This window comes from Pontimicrobium sp. MEBiC01747 (assembly GCF_053601635.1).
On sequence record NZ_JBSHNS010000020.1, the window covers coordinates 1 to 3,089 of the forward strand.

Below are 3,089 nucleotides of genomic sequence, written 5' to 3' on the forward strand. Positions count from 1 at the left end.
AAGATTATGGTAACGATTTACTTAACTATAAAATTAGTGGCTATTTAGATGACAATAACGCTCAAATGGCCTTAATTATAGTAATTTCTATAGTAATCTTCACTTTTGCTCTAAAAAATTTATTTGGTTATCTAGCCAGCCAGCATGTTATGTACCTAAAAAATGGGGTTTTAACAGATTTACGAAATGATTTGTACGATAACATCATTAATCTACCTATAAGTTTCCATTCTAAAAAACAAAAAGGAGATGTAATGTCAAGAATTTTAGGAGATATTGTAGAAATGCAAAATTCTTTATTTATAGTTTTAGAGTTAATTGTTAGAGAACCATTAAATATTATTTTTGCTTTAGGAACAATGTTTTATATAAATTGGAAACTATCCCTTTTTGTTCTAGTTTTTATTCCTACTGCTGGATTTATAATTTCCCTAATTGGAAAAAAACTTAAAAGCGAATCCCTAACAGCACAGCAAGAATCTGGAAAATTAATTTCTATAATTGAAGAATCGTTAACCGGACTAAAAATTGTTAAAAGCTACAATGCAGAACACATTTTTAGAGTTAATTTTAGAAATTCGGCTAGTAAGCTTTTAAAGCTATCAAACAGTATAGGGCTTAAAAATAATCTAGCTGGCCCAGTTAGTGAGATATTAGGAATCATCACTATAGCAGTATTATTATGGTATGGAGGTAAATTAGTACTAATAGATAAAGCTATAGAGGGGACAACCTTTATAGGATTCATGTTATTAGCTTACGGTATTTTAACACCTGCAAAAGCTATAAGTAAAGCTTCATACCGTGTAAAAAATGGTATGGCTGCCGCAGATCGTGTTTTCGAAATTCTGCATCACAATAACGAAATGCCCGATTTACCAGATGCACAAGACTTAAACACCTTTAATAAAAATATATCTATTAATAACATCACCTTTAAATATGATAATGATCCTATATTAAAAAAATTCTCAATAAATATACCTAAAGGAAAAACAATAGCTTTAGTTGGGCAGTCTGGATCTGGAAAAAGTACTATCGCAAATTTACTAACAAGGTTTTACGATGTTAACGAAGGAAGCATAAGTATTGACAATACTAACATAAAAGATATTACAAAAAAATCTTTACGAAGTTTAATTGGCTTAGTAACACAAGACTCTATTCTATTTAATGACTCTATTAAAAACAATCTTTTAATTGGAAAAGAAAATGCAAAACAAGAAGATATTATAAAAGCGTTAAAAATAGCAAATGCATGGGAGTTTGTAAAAGATTTACCACAAGGTATCGAAACTAATGTTGGTGACGCTGGTAACAATTTTTCTGGCGGACAAAAACAACGCTTAAGCATTGCAAGAGCAGTACTTAAAAATCCGCCAATAATGATTTTAGATGAAGCCACATCTGCTTTAGATACAGAAAGCGAACGGGCCGTACAAATAGCTTTAGAGAATATGATGAAGAATAGAACATCTATAGTTATTGCCCATAGATTATCTACCATTCAAAATGCAGACGAAATTATAGTTATGCAAAAAGGAGAAATATGCGAACAAGGCAAGCATAATGAACTCATTGCTAAAAATGGAGTTTATAAAAAACTAGTAGATATGCAAAGCTTCGAATAATAAATACAAAAAGGATAAACATTATGTTTATCCTTTTTTGTTCATTGTTAGACTTGGGGACGACTAACAACATAAGTATGTTTGTTCCTCAAAAGTAATTTAAAAAAAATAAGAAAACAAAAAAAAGTGTTTTTAATCGATAAATAGCAACACTTAATCGAATTCAAACTTTGCGTTTAAAAAAGTGTTGTTTTAAAATTAAACCATTATAAACGATTGTAGTCTAATAAGAAATTAATTTTTGTGACTAAAGACAAAGAACTCGTAAAACAACTACAAACAAAAACTAGTAAAGACCAAGCATTTAGAACGCTTATAAGTCTTTACAAGGAACGTTTATATTGGCATATAAGAAATATAGTAAAGTCTCATGATGATGCAGACGATGTACTACAAAACACTTTTATAAAGGTCTATAAAAACATTGATAATTTTAAGGGAGATAGTAAACTATATTCTTGGCTATATCGTATTGCAACTAACGAATCTATTACATTAGTAAATAAAAATGCTAAACGATTGCAGATAACAAGTGAGGAAGTACAGCATTTAGCTATAAATAACTTGCAAGCTGATGTTTATTTTGAAGGAGATGAAATTCAATTAAAATTACAAAAAGCCATTGCAACATTACCAGATAAACAACAGCTAGTTTTTAATATGAAGTATTTTCAAGACATAAAATATAAAGATATGGCTAGTATACTAGAAACAAGTGAAGGAGCTTTAAAAGCATCGTACCACATAGCTATAAAAAAAATAGAAAAATACTTAACAGCACATTAAACTATTTAATACATTAACAGTCTTACAATTACAAGATTATTTTGTAAAAAATTAAATGAAAAACAACAACTTACATAACATTAAAGACTCTGGATTTAAAACACCCGATCATTATTTTGAGTGTTTAGAAGATTCTATTTTAAATGAAGTACAACTCAGTGAAAATATAGAGGTCCCAGATCATTATTTTGATGGTTTAGAAGATATAATTTTAAGTAAAGCTAAACTTAGTGAAAAAGTTAATACTACTGGATTTAAAACACCAGAAGATTATTTTGATACCATAGAAGATGCTATTATTAATAAAATAGAGATAAAACAAAACAAAAAAATAATACCATTATTTAATAAAAAGACTTTTCTATATATCTCTAGTATAGCAGCAGTTATACTTTTATTTTTTAGCTTACCTATTTTCTCTAATGAGAAAAATACAGAAGCACTTTCTATCTCCGATATAGATACAGAATTAATAGATAAATATGTATTAGATGAAACACAGGCCACAGACCTAGCCATTCTATTTACAGAAACAGAATTAGACGAAACTAGTTTTATAAATTACAATTTAAGTGACGATACACTAGATACCTATTTAGAAGACTTAGATGAAAATGAATTAATATTGCAATAAAATGAATACAACAAAAATACTCTCAATACTATTACTAC

The 3,089-nt window shown here is 28.3% G+C and carries 3 protein-coding genes; all 3 read left to right on the plus strand.

Annotation, left to right across the window (positions count from 1 at the left end):
* Positions 1-1,631: ABC transporter ATP-binding protein (locus ACVC2P_RS00160; protein WP_452596465.1), on the plus strand; the 1,631-nt coding region annotated here is incomplete at its 5' end.
* Between the two features lie 243 nt (positions 1,632-1,874).
* A complete protein-coding gene (locus ACVC2P_RS00165; RefSeq protein WP_452596466.1) occupies positions 1,875-2,417 on the plus strand; it encodes an RNA polymerase sigma factor in 543 nt (180 codons plus the stop codon).
* A 55-nt stretch (positions 2,418-2,472) separates the two neighbouring features.
* Positions 2,473-3,051 carry a hypothetical protein gene (locus tag ACVC2P_RS00170; RefSeq protein ID WP_452596467.1) on the plus strand — a complete coding sequence of 193 codons (579 nt, stop codon included), beginning with the start codon at positions 2,473-2,475 and terminating at the stop codon, positions 3,049-3,051.
* Positions 3,052-3,089: the final 38 nt, after the last annotated feature.